The following is a 22671-nucleotide window of genomic DNA, read 5'->3' as shown; positions in this document are numbered from 1 at the left end:
TTTTGTAAGAAAAAAGGACTGTTAAATTAAGGGATTCTTCGTTATAATAGTACCGTTGAAAAAAGGAGGAATTTTTAGAATGTTAAGCTGGAAGAAATTAACAGTGATATTAGCCGTTTCTGTTTCCGTGCTGAGCGGATGTACCCAGAGTAATATCGTATCGCCCACTGCTTCCGGAGATGGCTGGGTTGAAGGAGACGGACAGCCGGATGTGGAAGTGGACAAGGATATCGACATTGACTGGGCTGAGGTCAGGGAGGATCTTCGCGATGAATTCCTGGAGCCCTACGGCGTGTTTGCTGATTATGTAATGGATCTGGATGTGAGATATGATGCCGGCAGCAATCTGCTGACTGTTCTTCTTCCTGTGACAAAGAGGACCACAGGAGATATTGCCGCAGTGTATGGAGAAGCTGTTCTGAAGGTGATCGGGACCTCTGTGGCTACGCAGAATTTCTATTATGAAGCGCCTGAGGAGGAGCAGGAGGACGGAGAGCTCTATTACGGCAGCTTTTTTGATGAACACGATGTACGTGTCCAGGCCTTCCACTATGATGAAGAGGGAAATGAAAGCGCCTACATTGTAAATGACACCATGAAAGCAGGAGAGCAGAGGATGCTGCGCCCTGCGGCTTAACGTGTAGTAAGGAGACAGCTGTTTATGACAAGAATTGACAGATACTGGAAACGGGCAGCGGCAGGGCTTATGGCGGCTGCCATGCTGATGGTCTGGGGGAATGGGACGCAGCTTGAGAGCTTTGCCATGACCGGTACCCAGCCCTTCCAAAAAAGCGGGGAGCAGGTTCTTTCCTCGCCGGGCCAGATCATTATCAGTGACGGACAGGCAGGAAACGGGGCGCAGAACGCTTCGGAGACCAATATTCAGGCCATAGGCCAGGGAGCCCAGCCGGTGCTCCAGGGTGTACAGATCACAAGTGACGGCAGCCAGAGCGCTTCCCAGGCAGGTGCGTCCTCTGCAAGTGTTCCTGCAGGGGATGTGCAGATCGCAGCCTTTGGAGACGTTTCCACACCTGTGGTGGATTCCTCTTCCTATTTCGGACCGGGCCGCCTGACAATGTATGCCAACCACGAGACAGCAGCTCAGAACCTGTCAGTTATCATTGAAAATGGAGCCGGGGGACTGATCGTAGTGGACGGCGGATGGACGGACAATGCAGAGTTCCTGCTGAACCAGATCAAGCAGAAGGGCGGCCATGTTGTGGCATGGCTTATCACTCATCCGGATTCCGACCATGTGGGAGCCCTGGCTGATATCCTGTACAAGCACAGCGGTGAGATCACCATTGACGGCATCTACTACTCCTTCTTAGAGGACAGCTGGTATGGGGAGAAGGATTCCAGCGTGGCGGGCATGGTCGGCTATGTAAAGGGAGCCTTTGCCAATGTACCTCAGGAGAGCCTCCACGGAAATATTGTGGCAGGCCAGGTCATTGACGCTGGTCCGGCAAAGATCCAGGTGCTGAACCAGGCCTACAAGACCACCAGTGATTTTGTGAATAACAGCAGTGTGGCCTATATGGTATCCCTGAACGGGACGAATGTGGTGTTCCTGGGAGACCTGGCAAGGGCCGGCGGCGCACAGCTTATGGCGGATCGCGACCTGGGAGCTTTAAAATGTACGATGGTCCAGATGGCCCATCATGGACAGAGCGGTGTTGACTATGAGGTATACAAGGCCTTAAGGCCCAGCGTATGCCTGTGGCCTACTCCGCAGTGGCTCTGGGACAATGACAATGGCGGAGGTGCCGGAAGCGGTATCTGGCGTACCATGGAGACCAGGAACTGGATGGTGCGTCTGGGTGTGAAGACAAATTACTGCATAAAGGACGGAGACCAGGTTATCGAGTAACCGGAACAAATATTGTGATTGACGATCAGGGCAGGTGCCAGTGTTGGCACTTGCCCTTTGGCGCGGAAAGGATGTCCCTATATGAACATGCTCCAAATGAGCGAGGCCATGCGGAAGGGCCAGGTGATATCACGGAAGGATCAGATAAGGCTGGTAGTTGCCCTGTCCATTCCTGCGATCCTGGAGCAGCTGGTAATGACCCTTATGAGCTATATCGATACGGCCATGGTGGGAAGCCTGGGCTACGAGGCAACAGCCGCCATCGGTGTGGTAGCCAGCACGATCTGGCTTTTAAACGGAATTGTCAATGCGGCTGCAGTCGGCTTTTCGGTCCAGGTGGCCCAGTATCTGGGGGCAGGCCGGGAGGCAGACAGCCGGAATGTGCTGTGCCAGGCCGTGATGTTCAATGTACTTTTCGGACTGTGCCTGGCCTTTGCGGCCGTATCAGTGGGGCAGTTTTTGCCGGGGCTGCTGGGAGCAGATGCCTCCATCCGGCCCTATGCCAGGGCGTATATCTGCACAGTGGGCATATTTCTGCCCTTTTCCATGGCGTCTGTCATGTACTCCAGCATTTTCCGGTGCAGCGGCAATGTGGTGCTCCCCAGCCTTATGAATGTGGGAATGTGCCTGCTGGATGTGGTCTTTAACTTTTTTCTCATCCATCCTGCAAGGCAGATCGGAGGCTTCACGGTATGGGGAGCAGGCCTCGGTGTCAGGGGAGCTGCCATGGGTACCGGATTGGCCCAGGCCTGTATCGGGCTTTCCCTTCTCCTGCTGGTGACGGGACGCAAGGGGCCTTTGAAGCTGCGGGGAAATGAGAGCTGGCGTTTTACCAGAACATGCATGAAAAATGCGCTCCATCTGGCAGTTCCCACTGCCTTAGAGCGCGTGACGCTGTGCCTTGCCCAGATCGTGATGACAACGGTGGTTACCAGCATGGGAGCTGTGGCGGTGGCGGCCAATTATGTAGCTGTCCAGACGGAGAGCATCTGTTACCTGCCTGCCTATGGAGTGGCGGCGGCGGCAACGGCCCTTGTGGGACAGAGCATTGGCGCAGGCTGTTCTGACATGGCAAAGCGTTTTGCCTATGGTACCACGGCTCTGGGCTTTGGCCTGGTGACACTGACCGGAGGCCTTCTGTTTGCGGGAGCCCCTGTGCTCACAAGTCTTTTAACGCCGGAGGCAGAGGTGATCGCCCTCAGCACCCGCGTGCTCCGCATTGTGGCATTTTCAGAGCCTTTGTTTGCTGTCAGCATTGTGGTGATCGGTGCGCTCCGCGGCGCAGGGGACAGCAAGGGCCCCTTCCTCATCAACCTGTGCAGCATGTGGGGGATACGTGTCATGACAGTGCTCCTGTTTACCCGCGCCTATGGCATCGTCGGCGTTTGGGCTACCATGACAGCGGAGCTGGTATTCCGTGGCAGCGTATTCTTTGTGCGGCTGATGAGGGGAAGGTGGATCCGCAGGGAGGCTTTGAGCTGATCCGTCAGTCATCCACGCAGGGCAGGCCGCTGTGGTAGGAATAATCTCCCAGCTCCATGAGAAGCTTTTCCAAAGCAGGAACAGACAGGGTGCGGTCTGAGCCTATGATGGAGTTGATGATGTAGTACAGGGTATCCAGCTTAGCCAGTGACTGGCGGAACAGGTCCGGGAAGGAGGCCTGGGAGGCAATGCGCTTGTCCCAGGGATTGCACCAGGTCTCATGGCGGAGGTTTAAGCTCCACACGGGATCCTCCACGGTATCTGTCACAAGCTTGCTGGATGCAACGGGAGCCTTGAAGATCAGGGATTCAAAGAACTCGATCTTGTCCTTCTTGCGGCTGTTTGGATCGGAGAGTGTCCGGCAGCCGAAGCGGATAGCCAATATGGAGCGGTGTATCATACGGGCCGTTACCTGATAGCGGTTCTTGTAGCTCAAGGGATAGAAGGCCTCGTTGATGCAGTCGGCCAAAAAACGGGAGATAAACTGAGTCTCCATGCCATTTAAACAGATCGTAGCCGCCTGGTTGAACTGGGAGGGCTTCTTTTTTTTGTACTTTTTTAATAGAAGGGCATCGATATCATTTTCCAGCTTGGCGTGAAGGCCGTGGTAGTAAGGACCGGGATGCTGGACATCGTACTTGATCCTGCCGTATACATAGGGGTGGCAGATGGAATCGCCTACATAGTGGCAGAGAAAGCCGCATAAAAAGGCAAGTCCCTGTTCCCGCTGCTGCCTGGATTCAATGCGTGCCAGTCTGGAGAAGGAGCAGCGGAAAAATTCATTTACATGGTGATCATGCATGTAGGAGCCTACATTGCGGTGGTCTCTGTGGCGCAGGATAGGGAGATTATAAAAAAAGATATCCGGCCCCTGAAGGCCCAACTGGTAGAGCCAGCGGTATTTGGCAATGATGAATTTCAAACTGTTGGTGGGCATATCATTATAGGCTTTCATGCCCAGGATATAGTGGGTGGTAAAACCTGGCATTGGCAGTCCTCTTTTCTTTGTTGTTTCGTAACTGTTCAGTACCCTCACAGTTACGTTGTTTCTTAACGAAAGTATAACATATTCCATATGAAAATGCGAGGTGGGAGGGAGTGCATTTTTGTCATAGAGGAGGGAGCGGTGGAATAAGACAGATAGTGAGAGACCGCAAGGCTGGGGAGTATGAGTGATGAGAGGTTTATGGTGGCTGGAGCAGATACATCGGATGGTCTGGGGGCCATGGACATTGCTCCTGTTCTTGGGAGTGGGGATATTTTATACGGTAAAATGCCGTTTTTTCCAGATAAGAGGCTTTCGGGTCTGGTGGGGAGCGACCGCAGGGAGACTTCTTGCGCAGGAGCGGAAGGAAGAGGAAAAGGAAGAGGAGGAAGGGGGAGCAGGCACGGGGAACAGTGGAAAGAGAACCGTCAGCCAGTTTCAGTCCGTGTGCACAGCCCTGGCAGCCACAGTGGGAACGGGGAACATTGCAGGGGTGGCTACGGCCCTGGCAGCAGGAGGTCCCGGAGCTCTGTTCTGGATGTGGGTCTCCGCCCTGATCGGGATGATGACAGCTTATGGGGAAACCATGCTGGGGATCCGTTACCGCTATAAGGGAACAGACGGGCACTATCTGTGCGGCCCCTTTGTGTATATGGAGCGGGGGCTGGGGGTCAAGGGAATGGCCGTTTTATACAGCTTTTTCTGCCTGCTGTGTTCCCTGGGAATGGGCAGTATGGTACAGGCCAATTCCGCTGTGGGAACTATGAGCTATACGTGGAATGTGCCTGCATTCACAGGCGGGCTGGTATTTACAGGACTTCTGGCCCTTGTGATATGGGGCGGCATCCGGCGCATCGGCTGTGTGGCGGAGAGGCTGATGCCGGCAGCCTCAGGCATCTATATTATGTTTTCCCTCCTTGTCATTCTTTCCTGCTATGACAGGATACCGGCGGCCTTGGCAGCCATGTTTTCTTCCGCCTTCCGGCCAGAGTCCGCAGCAGGAGGGGCTGCAGGATACGCGGTGAGCAGAAGCATACGCTATGGCATTTCCCGCGGAGTCTTCTCCAATGAGGCCGGCCTGGGCACCCTGGCCATCCTCCACGGGCCTGCGGAGTGCACCACGCCTCACGAGCAGGGGATGTGGGCCATGTTTGAGGTGTTTTTTGACACGGTCATATTATGCACGCTGACTGCGCTGGTCATTCTGTGCACAGCAGGGATCTCCCCTGATGAGCTCCCCGGAGAGGGAGCAGCCCTGGCTGCCTGGTGCTTTGGCAGCAGACTGGGAAGGGCGGGAGAATATCTTGTCAGCGGTTCTATGGTGGTCTTTGCCTTTGCCACCATCATGGCCTGGTATTACGTTGGAAGACAGGCCGGTGCCTATCTGGTGCAGGGGGTTACGGGGGACCGCCTGCTGGAGGGCATATTTTGTGACCGCATTTATCCCGTGCTATTTCTGGGAGCTGTTTTCATTGGAAGTGAGGGACGGCTGGATGTGGTGTGGCTGCTGTCTGATATATGGAACGGCCTTATGGCATTTCCCAATCTGACAGCCCTTTTGTTCCTTGCGGGAGAAGTAACTTTGCCTGTACAGGAGAATGGGACATAAAACAAAGAGAACGCATCATCTGGCGGATGATACGTTCCTTCGGAAAAAGTATTATTAAAAGGGAGGAGAGCTGATAATTGCTTACCAGCTCGAGTATTATGAAAAAAATCTTGTAAGCGTATTAGGTGTTACATGTATGTTCTTGTTTGTTTCTATGGTTAAAGTATATCGGTTAAACATGAAGAAATCATGTTGTTTATGTAAAGGTTTTTTGAATTTTGTGAACGAATTATGAACTTCTGAACATGGGGAAATATGACAGAAAAAATGACGGGAATAACGGGAAAATGTTGCTATGGCAACACAAAAAGGCACATACAATTTTAAAACAATAATTAGATAGTTACATAATAGTATACGTACTAGGCAGCTTATTTGATTTTTTCAAGCTCTTGCCGGAACCATTCCATATCCAGGTGGGTGTATACCTTATCCGTCAGATCTTTGATAGAGTGGCCCATTAGCTTTTTACGGGCATAATCATCCATGCCGGCCTTTTTGGCAAGAGTTGAAAAGGTATGGCGGCCGTCATGCGGAAGATGGCCGGTTATGCCCAGAGCCTTCAGCTCCTTAATCAGCGAATAACGGATTGAGTTGTCATTGTAAAGGTAGGAGCCTTTAAAGGGGGCGGGACGTCCAAAAAGGACAGGGCGGCCGATGGACAGGGCCTGCTTATAATAATGCTCCACAATAGGGAGGATCCTGGTATGGATCGGAATTGCCCGGTCAATACCTGCCGGCGTTTTGATTCCTCCTGTAAAAACCAGGTTCTGAAAATCAACGTTCTCCAGGGCGATATTAAATAATTCGCCCGGCCTCCAGCCGGAATAAAACTGCACCAGGGTAGCATCAATGAAAAGAGAACCGGAATGTTTCCATAAAATTTCACGTTCATCAGCACTGTAGGGGCATCCCTCCCGTTTCTGCGTTTCTTCTACACCGATATTGAAGGTCCTGGCATAGTTTTCAGTGACAATACGGAGAAAAACAGCATAGTCAAACAGCATATTGAGCAGGGACTTTATATTCCCCTTAATTATGGGGGAAGCCTCAACGCTCTTTCCCTGATTGGGCCCTCTGGTTGCCAGATGGGAGGCATTCTCAATGGTTTCCTTTAGCAGAGCCGGACTGGTGTCACGAACCTTAACCTTATACAGGGGGCTGCAGTAGGAAAACTGATTCTCATACCGTTTCCGCATAATGTCATCGTAATTGTTCTCTTTGATGTAGGAAGGACACCATTTGTCAAACAGTTCCTTAACGGTGATATCCTTATAGATCGCCGTGGGATTCTGATTGTATTGGGTTATGGCCGCATAAGCATCTATTTTGGAAGAGTAAGAGCCTAAGAAGTCATATGCATAATAAGCAGTGCCTTTTCCTTCATTTAAGACCAGGCGGGGATTTACGTATGCGGCGTAAGGCCTGCGCCGTTTTCCGCTTAAGGTCTTGATTGTTCCGTAACCATTGGGAAGGCGGAAGTCCATATCTGTTGTTGTAGTCTTTGGAGGCCGTCCGCGTCTGGGGGCCGGAGGGGAGCAGATGGGATATCCGCAGTGTGGGCAGGAAGCGGCTTTGTCGCTTACGTTTCCATTACATTCAGGACACAGAATAAGAGCCATATATACACATCCTTCCTAAGTTTGAGTATAAAAATAACACCCATTGCAGAAATGGATGCCAGATGGTATAATATTCACAGGTTGGGAGACCTGATATTATTTCTGGCATTGTGTCCTGCAATAGTATCTGTAAAGACCGTTCCTGTTGGCGCAGGGGCGGTTTTTATTATGCTGCCGGATCATTCTTCAGAGAGAAGATCACCGATATTGATAGACAGGGACTGATAGATACCTACCTGGATATCGCTGGCAAAAGGGAAGATGGTGGGAGCTGCGTCCTCCTCATAGCGGTATACAGTGGTGCGCTCTTTTGCCGGATCCACAATCCAGTATTCCCTGACGCCAGCGTCAGAGTACAGCGTGTTCTTTGTGGAGTAATCAATCTTCCGGCTGCCGGGGGAAACAATCTCTGCAATAAAGTCTGGTGCCCCCTTACAGCCCCGGTCTGTAAGCTTGCTCTTGTCGCAGATCACAGAGATATCAGGCTCTACCCAGTTCTTGTCATCCGCGTCCAGGTTGACGGCGAAGGGGGCAGGGTAAACCTGGCAGTCTCCGCCCTGGGATTTGACATATTGGTGGAAAAGAGCAGACAGTTCCATGACAAGCTTTTGGTGGATCCGGCTGGGTGGGGCCATGGCATAAAGCCTTCCATCAATCAGCTCGGCCCGTTCTCCCTCCGGCAGGTTCCAGTAATCCTCCGATGTATAATAGCGTTGTTTCGGCTGTAACATGAAAAATCCTCCTCTCATGGACTTATAATAGTCTGTGCACCCAATCCATCATAAGGAAAGGATGACATATATGACAAGAAAATACATACGTTATAAAGACAAGAAAGTATACGCACTGTATTATAAGAACAGAAAAACCATATACTATAATCTTGACTTCGAGGGTGTGGCACAGATCTATATCATAGTATTCTAACCAATGGCCCAGGATTGGGTGTATTATGGAAGAATACCATTCAGCCTACTGTATGAATGGTCTTTTTTGGAGTAGAGCGCAACTGAATGATATTGTCTGAATTAGTTTGCGATAACGTTCCTTTAGGCAGGCAACAGTAATCTTCTAATTCACTGGCGGTACAGCCGATCGCTCTGACAAAATCCAGTGGCTGAATAATATTGTACTCCAAGAGTAAATTGACAGCCTGCTTATGGGCAAATGGCTGCTCAATAGGCATTTCGGAGTCCAGAGGCTCGTGTTGTCGGTAGTGTAAATAGGTTAATTGATCATTTAGGTATTTAATTTGATTTACCGTTAAAATATTGAGAGACTGGCAACGATAAATCATGGCAGCAATAGATACCTTCCATTTGGCTTTTAGCTGGATAAAATGATCAATAGAGGAGCTAAAAACGTCACCCCCAAAGCTTTCCGCAGGAAGTAAAAATGCGCCTGCAAATCGGTTTGCTTCATCCTCTAGTTTTGAGTGGATAGTTTTATTAAGTATATCTTCCGGAGGAATGTTACCAGCGTGCATAAGCAGGTGGCCTAGTTCATGTGCGATTCCAAAACGTATACGGCAGTTTGTATCTTTGTCACGGCTCATGAAGATAGTGGGAGTATTGTTGCTCCATTCGGATAAGCCATCCAGTTTACCGAGATTAAAATGGGAAGAAGAAATCACAATGCCATTTTTTTGGACAACATTAATAAGGTTATCAATAGGGCCATTTCCAAGATTCCAAAATTTACGTAATGTTTGAGCATAGGCTTCTATCTCATCATTTCCAATAGGTATTATTTCGTGATAATCATAATCTGCCTTAGGAAATTTGACCTTAGGAAAATCAATATACTGTGAAAGGTAGCTGTTGATCTCCTGTAATATCTCAAGCTTTACCTCTGCTGCTTTCAAATCTTTGGCTTTGGCTGTCTTTTTACTTCTGAAAAATATACCGCTGGATGCGGAGGTATTGGCAAGAAGCGGTTTCCGAAAGAAATCCGGCGAGTATCGTAATACATCAGCAATTCGGTTTAATGTGCCTTCGGATGGCTTACTTTTTCCTGTTTCATATTGTGAGACAGCCTGCTTTGAAACCTCGATCAGCTCCGCCAATTCTGGCATGGATAAGCCGCGGGAAACTCGGGCCTGATAAATCCTATAAGGAATGATCTCCTTTTGTGTAATCATTTTTATTCACCTGATACAATTAAATTTTTGATTTGAGCTGCTTGAAGGATTTCACTCTTTAAAGTGGCAACATTTTCTTCAACCAATTTCTCAGGGACATAGTGATAGTATTCCGTTATCTGCTTAAGTAAATCCAGTGAATACAGGATACTTGTAAATGCCGGATCAGGAACCAGAATATTAAGGTGTTGAAGCTTCTGGTTGAAATAACGATAGCCGATAATGGCATAATGCTTAGGGGGCCGCGTACTTAACTGGTTATCATTTTCAGGGAGAAACAGCTCCATTTGGGCTACATCCTCCCGATTGCCTTGGGCAAGTCGTAATTTATAGGCAGCTTTACAGGGAAGCCTGTTAGGCTTTACTGTTCGACATACATTGATCACATAGTCATGGGTATCTAAGAAGACTGCAGATCCTTTACAAAAATTTGTTTCCTTAATGGAGGCAAAATAATTTGCAGATGTCAAGGGGGCAGAATTTTGAAATTGCCGTTTGACAGCATAGTCAAGAATTCGTCCATATAGTTCATCTGCACCATTGAGGAAGGAAGCATTATCCTTCCAGAAAGAAGTAAATGCGGCTGTTGCTATTCGGATAGTATTAGCAATAGAAGCCCTAACCCCAAAAGAAAAATTGTCTTGAAATAATTTCTCATCAAATGCCATATATACACTCCTTTATGAATTATACAAGTATTGTATATAATAAAATAAAAAACTTCAAGTATATTTTATAAAAATGAGAAAAAAGTCAAGTGGAATATAAACATGAGTATAAATTAGCTTACTCGTTTTATCTCCTTATAATGATTAGCTTTTAGCCTTTAGCTCGTTACAGTCTTTACAAATTTGTAATAAGCGATGTTCAATTTTGTCACGAAAATCAGCCTGGTATAATTCATCTAAATTATTTGCGAAGCTAGAACAATATAATTTGTCACAGAAATATTTGAATGCAACAACTTGTTCTTGCGATAAGCTATTTGAAGAGTAGGTACATAAATATAACAAATAATCAACAGATACAATATAAGCAATACGAAGAGGCGTATCATAATCATTAGAAAAGCAATTATGTGAAAAAATATATTGCCATAGTTGATACCTGTCTTGAGTTTCATCGTGATTTTCCCAGCCACCATCCCGAAAATATTGCAATATTTCGTGTCTCTCTGAGAATTTAAAAATTCCATCAAGTGCATTTAGGCAGATGAGGGTATTTCTTTTCAAAAATTCATTCGCACCATCATAATCTATAAGATTAATAAGTTTTTTTGCTATATCCCATGAAGCTACAAATGGTAAGTAGCCAATATAATTTTCGATTAAAATATCGTTCACAACGGTCTTATATCTTTTTTCACCCACAAAAATACGTATAAGAGCGTGACATACCAATATAAGAATACCCCATGTAATTACGGACAGAATCATACCCCTGTCTACGCCAAAGGGTATAGATGCCACCAGAAATAAAGCAATATAAAGTACAGAAGATATCAAACAACCTATCAAATTAGTATTTTTTATAAATCGCATATAATCCCTTCTTCTTAATTACGTAAGAGATATTGTCACATTTATCCGGCATGAGGAAAGTGATCTTCTGGCGGAAATTGTTCCTCTAACTCCTCGGCGGTCTGTGGGTGGATATTGGTTGCAGTCAAATCTGATGGCATTTTGAGACTATCACCATCGTCAAAGTGTAACTTTTTTATCAAACGTTGCAGATCTTTCCAATCATTATCATCGTATTGAGAAAACATTTTGAAAATATTCTTCGCAAATTCATTTTCTCCAGACATAATACGATCAATGCGAGCAGCATAATCAATATCAGGTTCAGAGAACATGGGGCCAGAACCTTCTGTGAGCCATAAATAACTCACATTAAATTCACGACAGATAGATTTTAGCATTTGCTCAGTGAAATTATTTGCCCCATTTTCTAAGCGGCTGATAGAGGCTTTTGTTACTCCTAATCGGCGGCCAAAGGATTCTTGACTCAAATCTAAAGTTTTGCGAAGTTCTTTTAAACGAGTGTTCATTGTAATACCTCCTGTAAAAACAATACTATAAAAAGTTACGTAAGTCAACAAAAAGTTGCAGAAAATCATTGACAAAGTTTATTTACGTAACTATAATGTAAACAGAATCAACAAAAAAGGAGGATAGCCATGGATGATTGTAAAAAAGAGTTAATTGAATCAACAGCATCAGAGTTTAAAAACTTGTCACCAGACAATAAGATGTTCGTTCTCGGCTACATGATAGGAGTACAGAAGGGAAAAACACAAGATGAAGCAGAAGAGAAGCAGTCAGCCTGACGGGGCAGAGGAGGAGAAATTCCTAATGATATTTAAACATCTAAAATTTGGGGGATAAAACTATGTATGAAGTGCATTGCAATTATGGCTCCTCTCTGTTCAGAGATGAAGAGGATGCATTAAACGCTCTTTGGATGGTTGGATTATACCACGGTATCTCTATTGACAGAGAGCAGGTGAAGAGAGAGCTTGAGGGAAAATCATATTATGAAAATTTCCCCATTTCGATTGTAAAAGCAGAATATTGATCCGAGGCATAAAGCAATATCAAGAGGGGGCTGTCAGAGATGCATAAGAATCGGATACGGACTGCCACGGCGGCAAAGATTATGGGAGTGTCATCTACCTACCTGTTAGAAAAAATGAGGCTGGGAGAGTGGGATATCGGAGAATATAGAAAGAATGGCAACAGAGCCAGCCCTATCATATGGGTAAATAAATTGGCCCAGTATTTGGGTCGGAGCATAAGCGAGATAGACCAGGCAGTTGAAGAAATTGAGGGAGGAGCAAGACGATGAGTCGAGACGAAGAGAGCAGATATTGGAGAAAGCTGTTTTATGCAGCGAAGGATGAGGCCGAAATACGGAAGTTTAGGGAAACGGTATGGGTGCTTGCATGTATTTGTTCTGTCCTTGTGAATTTATTTTTTCTGTTTCGTTAGGAGGAATCTTTCCCTGAAAGACAGTGACCGGGAGAGCTATCAAAAATGGAGGAGGCGGAGGAACCGGCACCAGAACCGGCGGACGGCTTCATTTTCCTGGGAGATGTGTGATACCAGAAAGATATGGGGCCTTCCAGGGAAGACCATAAGCTATATCGGGAAGATCCCGTGCCATGAATGTAGCCGGATAGATGATGATGAAACCATGTGTCCCAATATCGGCCATCCCGAAAAATGCCCTCAGAAACGCTATACGCTCCGGGTGCGGAGTGTTGCATGTGAGATCCTGGGACCGTATGTCCTGTATACGGTCAACGGCCACAGCTTCCGGGAGGACGAAATAGGGCGCATAGAGATCTTACACCTCCCCGGAGGTCCGCCATGACAGAGCTGGAGAAAGCCTGGCAGAATGCCCGGAGCATAGAGAGTAAGGAAGAACATACCAGGGCGGCCATTATCGGAAGAACACAGCGCGGGGACAGGATATGTGTGTTTTACCGGGATGCTTCCGGCAATTACTGGTATGAGACCAGATTTTGGAACGGGAGGGAGGAGATCTCTGAGGAGGAGCATATTTTCGGAAGGAGACTAAGGAACTACTCAAGGAGGAGACGATGATCACAGGAGGAATTACACAGCAGGAACTGCAGGTGTTTAAGGGCTCTGTCCATATAGGCGATTACATTACCTGTAAGGAGTCCGTAAGCAATGGAGACGGAAGCGGTTCCAGGACCGTGCTTACAAAGATGCAGGTCACAGGGAAATTACGAAAGAAACAGGATACAGCGAAAGTACGATCAGTAATACCCTGAAAGGCCAGGGGAGAAAAGAAGCAGACGAAGAGCGGGCGGCAAGGCTGCAGGAAAAAGGTCTCTCCGTTAGAGAGATCGCTCAGAAACTGGGAAAATCAAAAACAACCGTGCAGAGGCTGTTAAAGGCCTACGGGCAGAGGGAGAAAACAGAATGAATGAACTAAGAGAAAATAATAAGGTACAGGTAACAGGAAAAATCATCTCAGGATTTACCTACAGTCATGAGGTTTTTGGCGAGAAGTTCTACACGGTGGATCTGGCATCGCCCCGCCTCAGCGGAACGGAAGATATCATCCCGCTGATGGTGTCAGAGCGGCTTATGGATGTCCGGCAGGATTATTCGGGATGCACTGTGGAAGTGACTGGGAAGTTCCAGTCATACAATCGCCAGGAAGAGGCAAAAAGAAGGCTGATCCTGTTTTTGTTCGTGAAGGAGATCTGGTATACAGAGCCAGTGGGCGGCGATCAGAGCAACCAGATCTTCCTGGAAGGTTATATTTGCAAGGAACCGGTCTACCGTAAAACGCCGCTGAACAGGGAAATCGCCGACCTTCTGCTGGCGGTAAACCGCAGCTACGGAAGATCGGATTACATACCCTGTATTGCATGGGGCAGAAATGCCCGCTATGCGGCAGGATTTCAGGTGGGTACCAGGATACGTATTTGGGGACGTATTCAGAGCAGGGAGTACACAAAGAAGCTGAGTGAGACGGAGAGCGAAGTACGGACGGCCTATGAGGTGTCTGTTTCGAGATTGGAGGTTGTGGATGAAGATTAGGGTATCAATGCAGGGAGCATACATGGTGATGGAGCTGGAGGACGGACAGGCGCGGCGGATGTTCTGGAAGATGGCGGAGCTGCTACGGCTGGCTGGAGGGAAAAAGCAGCCAGGAGATCCGGCAGAACCAGATATGAGAATTCCGGAGACCCGACACGAAGAACGGAAACAGATGGAGGTACCGCCGGCAGAGAATCCGGCTGCCGGGGATTCCGTCCTTGATGGTCCGGAGCTTGCTCCTCTTCAGGAGGAAGCAGAACTCCTGATCCCTCCAGCGGAGGAACCGGGGCAACCGGAACCGGCGGAGGCCCCACAGCCTGCAAAAATGCTCTATAAGGGATTCATGTATATCAAGTGTCCAAACTGCGGGGAGGCAAGAGGATATTTCACAAGAACCGGATCGGAACGGTACTTCTGCAAAACCTGCGGAGAAACCACTTTTTTTGATGCTGCACCTCTGGTCCCCATATATGTCCGGTGCGAATGCGGGAAGGGATTCCGGTATATGACCAATATGACCGATACAGCATTTGATATCAATTGCCTTGACTGCGGGGCGCCGGTAGCTGTGAAGTGGAATGAGAAGAAGGGCTTATATGAGACGATCAGGGAGGGAATGTAATGAGAGACATAACAATACCGCTCACCAGCCAGGCAGAGCTGCTGGTTCACGTGACCGAAGAGATAGAAAAGGATTACCGGGACTGCGCAGCGAAAGCAGGGGTAATCGGTGGCGATGGAAAAGACTGCGAAACATGCAGCTGGTGGGGGCAGGACATTGGATGCGAAGGTATATGCCAGCTCCCGGAACTGGAGAAACTGCTGGAGGAGGATGCATGACAGAAAAGGATTTACAGATCCAGGATCTGAAGAAGAAGCTCGCAGAACTGAAGGCAAAGTACCGCTGGATCCCGGTGGAGGAGCGGCTGCCGGAAGGTAAGGATTATATCCTGCTATCATTTGAAAATTTTTCAATTCCGCTGGTGGGGCGCTATGAAGAAGACACAGAGGGCGGTGCCTTTTATGTGGGCGATGATGAAGATAGCTGTGCCAGCCAGGGTTTATATGTCAATGCCTGGAGGCCACTGCCGGAGCCGTACCGGGCAGAGGACGTGTGAGCAGAATCGGAATTTTATTTAAGGAGAAAAAGGAAACTATGAAAAAATATGATGTACATGGAATGGTGCCAGTAGTAGCTACAATTACTGTAGAGGCTGAAAACGGAGAAGAAGAGATTGAAATTGAAGCAAAGAAATTTAAAGGAGTTCATGCTTATGCTGGAAATGGTGGGTTAAATAAATTGATTGGTGTTGCTGGATCTAACGAATCTATAGAAGCTGATGGAGAACCAGAATTTGATGATTGGACAGAACATTAAGCAGATGAAATGATAAGAGTAAAATTAAGATTGAGGAGGCAGAGATGATAGTCGGACTTCACGATGCAGAGAAGGAGTATTTTCGAAACAAAACATTTCCGAATTATGCCATCATGAAAATATCTGCATGGCATAAAGCGCAGGGAGATATTGTAGAATGGTGGAATCCGCTATATCAGTATGACCGGGTGTACAGCAGCAAGGTATTTGATTTCACGCCAACAGATCCCTATCTCCCAGAGGATGCAATACGGGGAGGGACTGGCTATCGTGACCTGCCAATGAACCAGGAGCTGCCGCCAGAGATTGATGCTATGTTTCCGGATTACGGCATCTATCCGGAATGTGACTATGCGATAGGTTATCTGACTCGTGGATGCCCCAATCATTGCCGGTGGTGTGTGGTTCCTAAGAAGGAGGGCCAGATAAGACCATACCGGCGATGGGAGGATATCGTGAGGCAGGATACGGACAAGCTGGTGTTGATGGATAATAACATCCTGGCTTGCGAATATGGCATACAGCAATTGGAAGGTCTGATCGGGAGCGGATACCGCATCGACCTCAACCAGGGCATGGATGCGCGGCTGGTGGATGATCGGATTGCGAATATTCTTTCAGGGCTAAAGTGGATCAGATTTATCCGTTTTTCCTGTGATCAGAAATCACAGATCAAGCCCATTAGGCAAACTGTAGAACTACTGGGCAAGTATGGGGTGAAACCCTATAGGATATTCATTTATCTTCTGGTAACGGCGGATCTTGAGGATGCTGCTGACAGGGTGGAAGCATTGAAAGGCTATAAGGCAATCAATCTATACGCACAAGCAGAGCGTAATGAACGGTTAGGAATTCTGCCAAACGAGCTGCAACTGGAATTCCAACAAAGATATGTTTATGGCGGATGCTACCGATCGGAGACCTGGCAGCAGTATTGCGAAAGAAAAGGACTTATTCAAAATTAAGATTTGAGGAGGTAGCAGGATGGCGAAGTACAAAGCAGGAGATACATTCCTTGCAAAAGCTACAATTGAAAGCGTAGATGAATCGAGACGAGCACCATACTTTCTTGATTCCAGTATTGGATGCGGTTGGTGGAGCGAGGCGGCTCTGAATGATTACCGGATGATGAATTGCAAAGGGTGTAAGTGGCTTGGAAAAAGACATCAGAAATGCAGCTGTTGTGTAAGGAACCAGAATATTAAGGATAATTATGAAAACTGAAATTTGGCTGCCGACTGCCGAGTGTCGGAGAAAGCAGGGTTATGATGAAATTGGCAGATACAGTAAATGGAATGACCAGCGCAGATTACAAAGAGAGATTTATTGCAGAGTACCAGCAGTTAATTATCAGATACAGGGGGTTGAAGAATATGCTCAATAAGTGGGACAGCGGGGCAGAACTTGGTTTTGTGCCAACTTGTCCTAGAAGCACGTACGATATGCAGATTAAGGCTATGACAGATTACATGGCGGTTCTGGAAGCAAGAGCTGTGATGGAAGATATTGATTTGGATACAAGTGCTTCCCTTTGTGAATACAATTAAGAGCGCCGAGAAATGAAACTGAAGTAAGATTCAAAGAGGAAATAGAGCATCAAGATGAGATGGGAGAGCGCCGTACAGAGGTGATCTGAATGAACTATGAGACAATATACCAGTTGGATATGTCGGACATACTGGCATAGAAGGAGAATGAATGAAGAAACAGAGAGGGAGCAGACGCAGGAAAATACGGGAATTGAAGGCCGAGAATACCCGTCTTAGCAGGCAATTATGGATAGCACAATGTGACTTAAGAGAGTTAAGGGAAGGATTGAAGCATTTTAGGGCAGCGAAAAGATGGGATGCCGGACGCGAGGAAGCGCCGGAGCATATGGAATATATTATCGGGGAACTGGCACAGATGATAGCAGAGATTATTGTAAAAGAACAGGCCTTGAAAATTAATTGTGAGTACGGAAGCCGCATGGCAAATGAAAAGATATATACTGCTGACATTTACATAATGACAGAAAGAAGGTGATTCCAATGGGGCAGCAGGGAAAAGTAAGAAAGCACAAAGAAACAAGCGGTACATCAACCGTCCAAAGTATAATGTACCGCTCTTCTGCTTAAGGACAGTATACCATATTCTGGCTCCTTAAGCAACCAAAGGAGGCAAAAATACATGGAAAAAATGAATATGGATAATGCAGGGAAACCAACTGTAAAAAGGGGCATCATTAATAACGTGCTTGTAGTCATGTCAGTCTATATATCCTCGGAGAATTTACAGATATTGGAAATGGTTTTGAATGATGAGTTATTGAAAGTAAAAATGGAAGAGATCACCACTCTTCCGATTACATACCATAATGAAACCGATCAAAGGAACCAGTATATTATACAGCTGTTTCTCATAAAGAAGCATCTGAAAGAGAAGACAAAGGAATCGTATCTGAATGCAGTAAAGCGTCTGATAATCCTTATTAATAAGCCATTAAGTGATATGGATGAATCAGATGTGGCGTATTATCTTCACTGGTATGAGCACAGAAATGAACATGCTGGAGGGAAGAGAAACCAGGCTACTACAATTAACAATGAAAGGCGTTTTCTTTCTGCCTTTTTCACGTGGATGCGGCGCGAGAAGCTGATACGGTGTAATCCAGTGGAAGCAGTAGAGCCGCGAAAAGAAATAAAAAAGCCTATCGATTATTTTTGCCCAGAGGATATGTCAAAGCTCAGAGACGCCTGCCGGACGCCCAGGGAACGCGCCCTGGTGGAGGTATTGAGGAGCACCGGGGCCCGTGCGGGAGAGGTGACAGACATTACCTTAGACCAGATTGATCTTACCACTGGGGATATTATGATCCTGGGAGAGAAGAGCAGCAAGTACCGTCCGATATATCTGGATGATGAGGCAAGGTACTATTATATGAAATATCTTGCCAGCAGAGATGATGATAGTCCATACATGTTTCCGCAGTCACGTAAGCCATATGGAAAGATGACAACGGGCGGGATACGAAGTGCATTGCAGGCAATAGGAAAGAGATCTGGAGTTAAATGCCGGATATATCCTCATAAAATGAGGAAGACATTGGGAATGCACCTGAAGAATAAGGGTGTTGATATAGGAACCATACAAGAAATTATGGGACATGCCAGTCCGGCGGTTACTGCCCAGTATTATGCACAATCTACGCCGAAGACCCTGCGTTATATACGGGAACGGGCCGCGTAAAGGGATGCCATGCCGCCGATGGGTGACTGTCGGCGGCCCTGTTACAAATATATAGGAAGGAACGCTTATCCGTCCTTGTAATGGGTATTAACAAATGGGGGATATACAAAAATATTCAGGATACACGAAGGAGCAGGATGGGATGACGAAGCATTACGATGACTATGATTATGAGGAGGCCATCCAGGAGCAGGCGGATAAGCTTGAGGAATGGGAACTGGAGCGCTTAGCAGAAAAAGGGGAGGCCTGCTGCTATCGGACTACCACAACGAAGTCTCCAAACCTGGAGAGCGGCGCTGTCCTTTTGGAGTCACAGGTGTATCCCAGCTTTGCGAAAAAGAGCGATGTTCCCAGAACAAAAAAGAGGAGGGAGAGTAAACCTTCCCAGAAAAACCTGAATGATAAAAATTCCAGAAGGTATATGATACGCCTTGCCAATATCAATTTTGGGAAGGGAGATATATGGGCAACTTTTGGCTGGAATGATTCCTGCATGCCAGGGGATATCACGGCAGCCAGAAAAGATGTTAAAAATTTCATTGCACGCATTAATTACAGGCAGAAGAAAGCGGGGAAGCCCAACATAAAGTACATCTACATAATCGCATTTGACGGACATACAAGGCCACACGTCCATATCTTAATGACAGGCAAGGGGATAGACCGGGATGAGCTGGAGGAGCTGTGGGGAAAATGTGACCGCCCAAATACGAGGAGGATCAAGCCAGACGATAATTTCCTTCTGTCCGGCCTGGCTACATATGTGTCAAATAATCCGCGCGGGACAAAAAGGTGGTGCGCGTCAAAGAATCTGACAAAACCAGCGCCGCCTACCCGGAGCTATTCAAAATTCAGCAGGACAAAAGTGGGAAGGATGGTAAAGGATTATACTGTTTTGGGAGAAGAGATGGAAAAGGCGTATCCGGGCTATCGGTTCCTGGATGCAGAGGTAAAGTATAATGACAAGCTTGCGTTGTTCTACATTTATGCAAGGCTGATGAAGCGGCCTTGACCGGGCTGCCATATGGTATGCGGTTAGAGGAGGAATGATCGTGCCAAACATAAGACGTGTGGACTGCCCTTTTTATGTAACGCGCAGCACAGCGGATAAAAAGAGTGCCACGATTACATGCAGGAACATAGAAAATAACCTGGGATTTGATGTCAAGAACCAGGTTGTTTTCCGTGCCCATGCAGAAAAGGAAAACTATGCCCAGTTGTTTTGTGAGGATATGTACGATACATGCCCATACTATAAAGCGATATACAGATATGAGAGTCAGAAAGGAGAAAAAAGAAAACATGGCAAAGAAGAGGATAAGCTTACGGGAAAGGGTGGAGCTGGCAGAAAGAAAGGAACGTGACGCAAAGCGCCGCCTGCTTGAAAAGGATGAGAGGATGCGGCGTGCGAATGCGATTGCAGACGGTTCACAGCTGTGGATCACAGTGCTGGCTGCCAGGCTGGGTGATGTGGTGCACATTGATGCAGAGGAATTTGAGGCAGCAAAGAAGATAAGATATCTGGCAAGAAGGAACCAGGACGGATCCATGGATATGTGTACGGAGGTGATGGTGAAAGAACTGCCAGGGGAACAGGAGGAAACGGGACACCAATAAATGCGCGTATGCGTACACGCGCGCGCGGGAATAGTAGAAAGGCGCCAGGTAAGGCGCTTTTTTAATGCCCTGAAACCGGACAAAAGCGGTCTTCTCTGGGGTGGGAGATTTTCATATTGCGATCTGATAGAATCGGCTTAATGGTCGTGGAAGGGGAGGAGATGGATGGCAAGGCAGAAATGGCAGGAATGGGCTCAGAATCAGGATAACCTTGCCATATTAACGGCATGGGCAAGGGCGGGGCTGACGGATGCAGAGATTGCGAAGCAGATAGGTATAAGCCGTTCAACGCTTTCAGAATGGAAAAAGAAGAATGATAATATCCGGCAGGCATTGTCAACGGGAAAGGAATATGCGGACCGTCTGGTGGAAAACAGCTTGTTCAGAATGACACAGGGGTATGAGGCGAAAAAGAGGAAGGCAATTAAGCTGAAACGCGTAGAGTTTGACGAAAAAGGCCGGAGGGCAGCGGAGGATGAGAGGATCGAATATGCAGAGGAGACAGAGTATGTGGAACCGGATATTAAGGCCATTATATTCTGGCTGAAAAACCGCAGGCCGGAGATCTGGAAGGAAAAGGTGGTACATAATGGGAATGATGATGAGGGCGGAGGCATTATTGTCCTGACACAGACACAGGTAGAGGAGCTGCAAAAAGAAGTGAATGGTGAAGAGAAGGGAAAATAAAAAGATAAGGGATGCAGCTGGATCAGAGCGTGTTATATGGTGTCCGCAGCCAAGGCAGCAGGTAATGATGTCAAGGACGGAATTTGAAGCGCTGTATGGCGGGGCGGCAGGAGGAGGGAAATCAGATTACCTGCTTGTGGAGGCGTTAAGGCAGGTAGGGATACCCCATTACCGCGCGATCATATTCAGGAAAACATACCCAGAACTGGCGGACTTGATAAGCAGAAGCCATGAGCTGTATGGGGCGGCCTACCCCAAAGCCAGGTATAACGAAAGCCGGCACGAATGGAAATTCCCAAGCGGGGCAATTATATATTTTGGCTCAATGCAGCACAAGAAGGATAAACTTAGATACCAGGGGCGGCATTTTGATTTTGTCGGTTTTGATGAGCTTACGCATTTTGCACAGGAGGAGTATGAGTATCTGTTTTCCCGTACACGTTCATCCGGGCCGGGACTGCGGACATACATAAGGGCTACGGCTAATCCAGGGGGGCCGGGCCATGCATGGGTCAAGGCACGTTTTATCAGTATTGCAGAGCCGGGAACAACGATTGAGCAGGAAGTAGAAATAAAGGGGCCGGATGGGAAAAGCATACGGATGAAAAGGAGCCGTATTTTTATCCAGAGCAGCGTATTTGATAACCAGGCCCTCATGGAAAATAACCCGGAATATATTGCGAATCTCGCAATGATGCCAGAGGCGGAGAGAAAGGCCCTGCTCTATGGTGACTGGGATTCTTTTTCCGGGCAGGTGTTCACAGAATGGAGAAATGATCCGGCGGAATACCAGACCCAGCAATGGACCCATGTTATTGAGCCCTTCCGCATACCGGAGGGATGGATCATTGGCAGAAGTTACGATTTTGGTTATGCGAAACCGTTCTCTGTCGGGTGGTATGCAGTAGATTACAACGGATGTGTATACCGCATAAGGGAGCTGTATGGCTGTAAGGAAGGCGAAGCCAATAAAGGCATTGAAGTGGATCCGGCTGGGCAGGCCCGTATGATCCGTGAGATTGAGTCGACAGATGAAAACCTGAAGGGCAGAAGGATAGCAGGGGTAGCGGATCCCTCCATCTTTGATGTCAGCAGAGGGGATTCCATTGCAGACATCATGGCGCGGGAGGGAGTGTATTGGAGCCCGGGGGACAACCACAGGATAGCAGGAAAAATGCAGTACCATTACCGTATGGCCTTCAATGCAGAAGGCAGGCCCATGTTTTATGTATTTAATACGTGCAAGGCTTTTATACGGACAATCCCTCCCCTGGTATATGACGAAAAAAATGTTGAGGATATTGATACGACACAAGAGGATCATGTATATGATGAGTGCAGATATTATTTGATGCAGCACCAGATCGCGCGGAGGGAGAATATGAAAAAACCTGTGCCGCTGAATGATCCTCTGGATCTGTACAAGAAGGAGAGGCAGGGGACGTATCAATTTATACGGATTTAGGAGGTCAG

At 47.4% G+C, this 22671-nt stretch carries 34 protein-coding genes; 27 read left to right on the top strand and 7 right to left on the bottom strand.

The genetic code is table 11. The features are described from left to right. Positions 1-79: 79 nt before the first annotated feature. The 3 genes from LIZ87_RS02215 to LIZ87_RS02205 all read left to right on the top strand — a co-directional run bounded on the left by LIZ87_RS02215 (position 80) and on the right by LIZ87_RS02205 (position 3352). Positions 80-637, top strand: coding sequence for a hypothetical protein (locus tag LIZ87_RS02215; RefSeq protein ID WP_178313160.1), 558 nt, complete (start codon positions 80-82; stop codon positions 635-637). Positions 638-661: 24 nt separating this feature from the next. Next, positions 662-1870 carry a ComEC/Rec2 family competence protein gene (locus LIZ87_RS02210; protein ID WP_227145120.1) on the top strand — a complete coding sequence of 403 codons (1209 nt, stop codon included), beginning with the start codon at positions 662-664 and terminating at the stop codon, positions 1868-1870. Positions 1871-1951: 81 nt separating this feature from the next. Then, positions 1952-3352, top strand: coding sequence for an MATE family efflux transporter (locus tag LIZ87_RS02205; RefSeq protein WP_178314156.1), 1401 nt, complete (start codon positions 1952-1954; stop codon positions 3350-3352). 4 nt (positions 3353-3356) lie between these two features. Here the strand turns inward: LIZ87_RS02205 and LIZ87_RS02200 are convergent, their stop codons facing one another. Next, positions 3357-4340 (bottom strand): zinc dependent phospholipase C family protein, encoded by a 984-nt coding sequence (locus LIZ87_RS02200; protein WP_227145118.1) that lies wholly within the window; start codon positions 4338-4340, stop codon positions 3357-3359. 187 nt (positions 4341-4527) lie between these two features. Here LIZ87_RS02200 and LIZ87_RS02195 point away from each other — a divergent pair, with 187 nt between their 5' ends. Continuing rightward, positions 4528-5946 (top strand): alanine/glycine:cation symporter family protein, encoded by a 1419-nt coding sequence (locus LIZ87_RS02195; RefSeq protein WP_227145116.1) that lies wholly within the window; start codon positions 4528-4530, stop codon positions 5944-5946. A 371-nt stretch (positions 5947-6317) separates the two neighbouring features. Here the strand turns inward: LIZ87_RS02195 and LIZ87_RS02190 are convergent, their stop codons facing one another. Together LIZ87_RS02190 and LIZ87_RS02185 are read right to left on the bottom strand one after the other, a co-directional pair. Then, on the bottom strand, positions 6318-7568 hold the full coding sequence (locus LIZ87_RS02190) for a tyrosine-type recombinase/integrase (RefSeq protein WP_178316655.1): 1251 nt from the start codon (positions 7566-7568) through the stop codon (positions 6318-6320). Between the two features lie 179 nt (positions 7569-7747). Continuing rightward, positions 7748-8299: a Uma2 family endonuclease gene (locus LIZ87_RS02185; RefSeq protein WP_178316656.1), complete on the bottom strand. Its 552-nt coding sequence runs from the start codon at positions 8297-8299 to the stop codon at positions 7748-7750. A 70-nt stretch (positions 8300-8369) separates the two neighbouring features. Between LIZ87_RS02185 and LIZ87_RS22335 the strand changes: the two genes are divergently transcribed. Then, positions 8370-8495, top strand: a complete 126-nt coding sequence (locus LIZ87_RS22335; protein ID WP_264467854.1) for a hypothetical protein — start codon at positions 8370-8372, stop codon at positions 8493-8495. A gap of 40 nt (positions 8496-8535) precedes the next feature. Here LIZ87_RS22335 and LIZ87_RS02180 read toward each other — a convergent pair whose 3' ends face one another. The 4 genes from LIZ87_RS02180 to LIZ87_RS02165 all read right to left on the bottom strand — a co-directional run bounded on the left by LIZ87_RS02180 (position 8536) and on the right by LIZ87_RS02165 (position 11758). Further along, positions 8536-9708 (bottom strand): helix-turn-helix domain-containing protein, encoded by a 1173-nt coding sequence (locus LIZ87_RS02180; protein ID WP_178316657.1) that lies wholly within the window; start codon positions 9706-9708, stop codon positions 8536-8538. 2 nt (positions 9709-9710) lie between these two features. Then, positions 9711-10376 carry a hypothetical protein gene (locus LIZ87_RS02175; protein WP_227145113.1) on the bottom strand — a complete coding sequence of 222 codons (666 nt, stop codon included), beginning with the start codon at positions 10374-10376 and terminating at the stop codon, positions 9711-9713. 144 nt (positions 10377-10520) lie between these two features. After that, the gene (locus LIZ87_RS02170) at positions 10521-11249 is read right to left on the bottom strand and encodes a hypothetical protein (protein ID WP_227145111.1); all 729 of its coding nucleotides are present in this window, start codon (positions 11247-11249) and stop codon (positions 10521-10523) included. Positions 11250-11290: 41 nt separating this feature from the next. Next, positions 11291-11758 carry a helix-turn-helix domain-containing protein gene (locus LIZ87_RS02165; RefSeq protein WP_227145109.1) on the bottom strand — a complete coding sequence of 156 codons (468 nt, stop codon included), beginning with the start codon at positions 11756-11758 and terminating at the stop codon, positions 11291-11293. A 129-nt stretch (positions 11759-11887) separates the two neighbouring features. Between LIZ87_RS02165 and LIZ87_RS02160 the strand changes: the two genes are divergently transcribed. From LIZ87_RS02160 to LIZ87_RS02055, 22 genes are all read left to right on the top strand, one after another. Further along, positions 11888-12037 carry a hypothetical protein gene (locus LIZ87_RS02160; RefSeq protein ID WP_227145107.1) on the top strand — a complete coding sequence of 50 codons (150 nt, stop codon included), beginning with the start codon at positions 11888-11890 and terminating at the stop codon, positions 12035-12037. Between the two features lie 62 nt (positions 12038-12099). Continuing rightward, the gene (locus LIZ87_RS02155; RefSeq protein WP_227145105.1) at positions 12100-12285 is read left to right on the top strand and encodes a hypothetical protein; all 186 of its coding nucleotides are present in this window, start codon (positions 12100-12102) and stop codon (positions 12283-12285) included. 39 nt (positions 12286-12324) lie between these two features. Then, the gene (locus LIZ87_RS02150; protein WP_227145102.1) at positions 12325-12555 is read left to right on the top strand and encodes a hypothetical protein; all 231 of its coding nucleotides are present in this window, start codon (positions 12325-12327) and stop codon (positions 12553-12555) included. A gap of 246 nt (positions 12556-12801) precedes the next feature. Then, positions 12802-13083 (top strand): hypothetical protein, encoded by a 282-nt coding sequence (locus LIZ87_RS02145; protein WP_227145100.1) that lies wholly within the window; start codon positions 12802-12804, stop codon positions 13081-13083. Then, complete coding sequence (locus tag LIZ87_RS02140) at positions 13080-13316, top strand: hypothetical protein (RefSeq protein WP_227145098.1); 237 nt, start codon at positions 13080-13082, stop codon at positions 13314-13316. The genes LIZ87_RS02145 and LIZ87_RS02140 overlap by 4 nt, the downstream gene beginning before the upstream one ends. Beyond that, positions 13313-13510 (top strand): hypothetical protein, encoded by a 198-nt coding sequence (locus tag LIZ87_RS02135; protein WP_227145096.1) that lies wholly within the window; start codon positions 13313-13315, stop codon positions 13508-13510. The genes LIZ87_RS02140 and LIZ87_RS02135 overlap by 4 nt, the downstream gene beginning before the upstream one ends. Further along, the gene (locus LIZ87_RS23050; RefSeq protein WP_442912179.1) at positions 13462-13665 is read left to right on the top strand and encodes a helix-turn-helix domain-containing protein; all 204 of its coding nucleotides are present in this window, start codon (positions 13462-13464) and stop codon (positions 13663-13665) included. The genes LIZ87_RS02135 and LIZ87_RS23050 overlap by 49 nt, the downstream gene beginning before the upstream one ends. After that, positions 13662-14288 carry a single-stranded DNA-binding protein gene (locus tag LIZ87_RS02125; protein ID WP_227145094.1) on the top strand — a complete coding sequence of 209 codons (627 nt, stop codon included), beginning with the start codon at positions 13662-13664 and terminating at the stop codon, positions 14286-14288. Before LIZ87_RS23050 ends, LIZ87_RS02125 begins: the two co-directional genes overlap by 4 nt. After that, on the top strand, positions 14278-14910 hold the full coding sequence (locus LIZ87_RS02120; RefSeq protein WP_227145092.1) for a hypothetical protein: 633 nt from the start codon (positions 14278-14280) through the stop codon (positions 14908-14910). The genes LIZ87_RS02125 and LIZ87_RS02120 overlap by 11 nt, the downstream gene beginning before the upstream one ends. Then, on the top strand, positions 14910-15128 hold the full coding sequence (locus LIZ87_RS02115; protein WP_227145090.1) for a hypothetical protein: 219 nt from the start codon (positions 14910-14912) through the stop codon (positions 15126-15128). Before LIZ87_RS02120 ends, LIZ87_RS02115 begins: the two co-directional genes overlap by 1 nt. Continuing rightward, complete coding sequence (locus LIZ87_RS02110; protein WP_227145088.1) at positions 15125-15406, top strand: DUF551 domain-containing protein; 282 nt, start codon at positions 15125-15127, stop codon at positions 15404-15406. The genes LIZ87_RS02115 and LIZ87_RS02110 overlap by 4 nt, the downstream gene beginning before the upstream one ends. Then, on the top strand, positions 15403-15666 hold the full coding sequence (locus LIZ87_RS02105) for a hypothetical protein (RefSeq protein ID WP_227145087.1): 264 nt from the start codon (positions 15403-15405) through the stop codon (positions 15664-15666). Before LIZ87_RS02110 ends, LIZ87_RS02105 begins: the two co-directional genes overlap by 4 nt. 44 nt (positions 15667-15710) lie before the next feature. Then, positions 15711-16631: a radical SAM protein gene (locus LIZ87_RS02100; RefSeq protein ID WP_227145084.1), complete on the top strand. Its 921-nt coding sequence runs from the start codon at positions 15711-15713 to the stop codon at positions 16629-16631. Positions 16632-16650: 19 nt separating this feature from the next. Beyond that, positions 16651-16890, top strand: coding sequence for a hypothetical protein (locus tag LIZ87_RS02095; protein ID WP_227145082.1), 240 nt, complete (start codon positions 16651-16653; stop codon positions 16888-16890). A 41-nt stretch (positions 16891-16931) separates the two neighbouring features. Then, positions 16932-17213 carry a crAss001_48 related protein gene (locus tag LIZ87_RS02090; RefSeq protein ID WP_227145080.1) on the top strand — a complete coding sequence of 94 codons (282 nt, stop codon included), beginning with the start codon at positions 16932-16934 and terminating at the stop codon, positions 17211-17213. 151 nt (positions 17214-17364) lie between these two features. Further along, positions 17365-17691: a hypothetical protein gene (locus LIZ87_RS02085; RefSeq protein WP_227145078.1), complete on the top strand. Its 327-nt coding sequence runs from the start codon at positions 17365-17367 to the stop codon at positions 17689-17691. Between the two features lie 144 nt (positions 17692-17835). After that, positions 17836-18894: a tyrosine-type recombinase/integrase gene (locus tag LIZ87_RS02080; RefSeq protein ID WP_227145076.1), complete on the top strand. Its 1059-nt coding sequence runs from the start codon at positions 17836-17838 to the stop codon at positions 18892-18894. A 142-nt stretch (positions 18895-19036) separates the two neighbouring features. Next, the gene (locus tag LIZ87_RS02075) at positions 19037-19906 is read left to right on the top strand and encodes a hypothetical protein (protein ID WP_178315992.1); all 870 of its coding nucleotides are present in this window, start codon (positions 19037-19039) and stop codon (positions 19904-19906) included. 34 nt (positions 19907-19940) lie between these two features. After that, positions 19941-20258, top strand: coding sequence for a hypothetical protein (locus LIZ87_RS02070; RefSeq protein WP_227145074.1), 318 nt, complete (start codon positions 19941-19943; stop codon positions 20256-20258). Next, positions 20230-20511, top strand: a complete 282-nt coding sequence (locus LIZ87_RS02065; protein WP_227145073.1) for a hypothetical protein — start codon at positions 20230-20232, stop codon at positions 20509-20511. Before LIZ87_RS02070 ends, LIZ87_RS02065 begins: the two co-directional genes overlap by 29 nt. A 165-nt stretch (positions 20512-20676) precedes the next feature. Next, on the top strand, positions 20677-21198 hold the full coding sequence (locus tag LIZ87_RS02060; RefSeq protein WP_178315995.1) for a helix-turn-helix domain-containing protein: 522 nt from the start codon (positions 20677-20679) through the stop codon (positions 21196-21198). Further along, the gene (locus LIZ87_RS02055; RefSeq protein WP_178315996.1) at positions 21176-22663 is read left to right on the top strand and encodes a phage terminase large subunit; all 1488 of its coding nucleotides are present in this window, start codon (positions 21176-21178) and stop codon (positions 22661-22663) included. Before LIZ87_RS02060 ends, LIZ87_RS02055 begins: the two co-directional genes overlap by 23 nt. The last annotated feature ends 8 nt before the right edge of the window (positions 22664-22671 follow it).

This window comes from Lacrimispora sp. 210928-DFI.3.58 (assembly GCF_020554865.1).
Lineage (GTDB): Bacteria > Bacillota > Clostridia > Lachnospirales > Lachnospiraceae > Enterocloster.
Note: the sequence above shows the minus strand (reverse complement) of the source record. Positions and strands in the feature narration are given on the sequence as shown.

What these genes read in the sequence shown, in the direction of transcription:
- LIZ87_RS02195 (WP_227145116.1), top strand. Translation starts at nt 4,528, where the DNA reads ATGAGAGGTTTATGGTGGCTGGAGCAGATACATCGGATGGTCTGGGGG.
- LIZ87_RS02095 (WP_227145082.1), top strand. Translation starts at nt 16,651, where the DNA reads ATGGCGAAGTACAAAGCAGGAGATACATTCCTTGCAAAAGCTACAATT.
- LIZ87_RS02145 (WP_227145100.1), top strand. Translation starts at nt 12,802, where the DNA reads ATGTGTGATACCAGAAAGATATGGGGCCTTCCAGGGAAGACCATAAGC.
- LIZ87_RS02210 (WP_227145120.1), top strand. Translation starts at nt 662, where the DNA reads ATGACAAGAATTGACAGATACTGGAAACGGGCAGCGGCAGGGCTTATG.
- LIZ87_RS02060 (WP_178315995.1), top strand. Translation starts at nt 20,677, where the DNA reads ATGGCAAGGCAGAAATGGCAGGAATGGGCTCAGAATCAGGATAACCTT.
- LIZ87_RS02070 (WP_227145074.1), top strand. Translation starts at nt 19,941, where the DNA reads ATGATCGTGCCAAACATAAGACGTGTGGACTGCCCTTTTTATGTAACG.
- LIZ87_RS02115 (WP_227145090.1), top strand. Translation starts at nt 14,910, where the DNA reads ATGAGAGACATAACAATACCGCTCACCAGCCAGGCAGAGCTGCTGGTT.
- LIZ87_RS02200 (WP_227145118.1), bottom strand. Translation starts at nt 4,340, where the DNA reads ATGCCAGGTTTTACCACCCACTATATCCTGGGCATGAAAGCCTATAAT.
- LIZ87_RS02085 (WP_227145078.1), top strand. Translation starts at nt 17,365, where the DNA reads ATGAAGAAACAGAGAGGGAGCAGACGCAGGAAAATACGGGAATTGAAG.
- LIZ87_RS02055 (WP_178315996.1), top strand. Translation starts at nt 21,176, where the DNA reads ATGGTGAAGAGAAGGGAAAATAAAAAGATAAGGGATGCAGCTGGATCA.
- LIZ87_RS02125 (WP_227145094.1), top strand. Translation starts at nt 13,662, where the DNA reads ATGAATGAACTAAGAGAAAATAATAAGGTACAGGTAACAGGAAAAATC.
- LIZ87_RS02090 (WP_227145080.1), top strand. Translation starts at nt 16,932, where the DNA reads ATGATGAAATTGGCAGATACAGTAAATGGAATGACCAGCGCAGATTAC.
- LIZ87_RS02215 (WP_178313160.1), top strand. Translation starts at nt 80, where the DNA reads ATGTTAAGCTGGAAGAAATTAACAGTGATATTAGCCGTTTCTGTTTCC.
- LIZ87_RS02100 (WP_227145084.1), top strand. Translation starts at nt 15,711, where the DNA reads ATGATAGTCGGACTTCACGATGCAGAGAAGGAGTATTTTCGAAACAAA.
- LIZ87_RS02110 (WP_227145088.1), top strand. Translation starts at nt 15,125, where the DNA reads ATGACAGAAAAGGATTTACAGATCCAGGATCTGAAGAAGAAGCTCGCA.
- LIZ87_RS02075 (WP_178315992.1), top strand. Translation starts at nt 19,037, where the DNA reads ATGACGAAGCATTACGATGACTATGATTATGAGGAGGCCATCCAGGAG.
- LIZ87_RS02140 (WP_227145098.1), top strand. Translation starts at nt 13,080, where the DNA reads ATGACAGAGCTGGAGAAAGCCTGGCAGAATGCCCGGAGCATAGAGAGT.
- LIZ87_RS02165 (WP_227145109.1), bottom strand. Translation starts at nt 11,758, where the DNA reads ATGAACACTCGTTTAAAAGAACTTCGCAAAACTTTAGATTTGAGTCAA.
- LIZ87_RS02120 (WP_227145092.1), top strand. Translation starts at nt 14,278, where the DNA reads ATGAAGATTAGGGTATCAATGCAGGGAGCATACATGGTGATGGAGCTG.
- LIZ87_RS22335 (WP_264467854.1), top strand. Translation starts at nt 8,370, where the DNA reads ATGACAAGAAAATACATACGTTATAAAGACAAGAAAGTATACGCACTG.
- LIZ87_RS02175 (WP_227145113.1), bottom strand. Translation starts at nt 10,376, where the DNA reads ATGGCATTTGATGAGAAATTATTTCAAGACAATTTTTCTTTTGGGGTT.
- LIZ87_RS02135 (WP_227145096.1), top strand. Translation starts at nt 13,313, where the DNA reads ATGATCACAGGAGGAATTACACAGCAGGAACTGCAGGTGTTTAAGGGC.
- LIZ87_RS02150 (WP_227145102.1), top strand. Translation starts at nt 12,325, where the DNA reads ATGCATAAGAATCGGATACGGACTGCCACGGCGGCAAAGATTATGGGA.
- LIZ87_RS02155 (WP_227145105.1), top strand. Translation starts at nt 12,100, where the DNA reads ATGTATGAAGTGCATTGCAATTATGGCTCCTCTCTGTTCAGAGATGAA.
- LIZ87_RS02180 (WP_178316657.1), bottom strand. Translation starts at nt 9,708, where the DNA reads ATGATTACACAAAAGGAGATCATTCCTTATAGGATTTATCAGGCCCGA.
- LIZ87_RS02080 (WP_227145076.1), top strand. Translation starts at nt 17,836, where the DNA reads ATGGAAAAAATGAATATGGATAATGCAGGGAAACCAACTGTAAAAAGG.
- LIZ87_RS02160 (WP_227145107.1), top strand. Translation starts at nt 11,888, where the DNA reads ATGGATGATTGTAAAAAAGAGTTAATTGAATCAACAGCATCAGAGTTT.
- LIZ87_RS02190 (WP_178316655.1), bottom strand. Translation starts at nt 7,568, where the DNA reads ATGGCTCTTATTCTGTGTCCTGAATGTAATGGAAACGTAAGCGACAAA.
- LIZ87_RS02205 (WP_178314156.1), top strand. Translation starts at nt 1,952, where the DNA reads ATGAACATGCTCCAAATGAGCGAGGCCATGCGGAAGGGCCAGGTGATA.
- LIZ87_RS02170 (WP_227145111.1), bottom strand. Translation starts at nt 11,249, where the DNA reads ATGCGATTTATAAAAAATACTAATTTGATAGGTTGTTTGATATCTTCT.
- LIZ87_RS02185 (WP_178316656.1), bottom strand. Translation starts at nt 8,299, where the DNA reads ATGTTACAGCCGAAACAACGCTATTATACATCGGAGGATTACTGGAAC.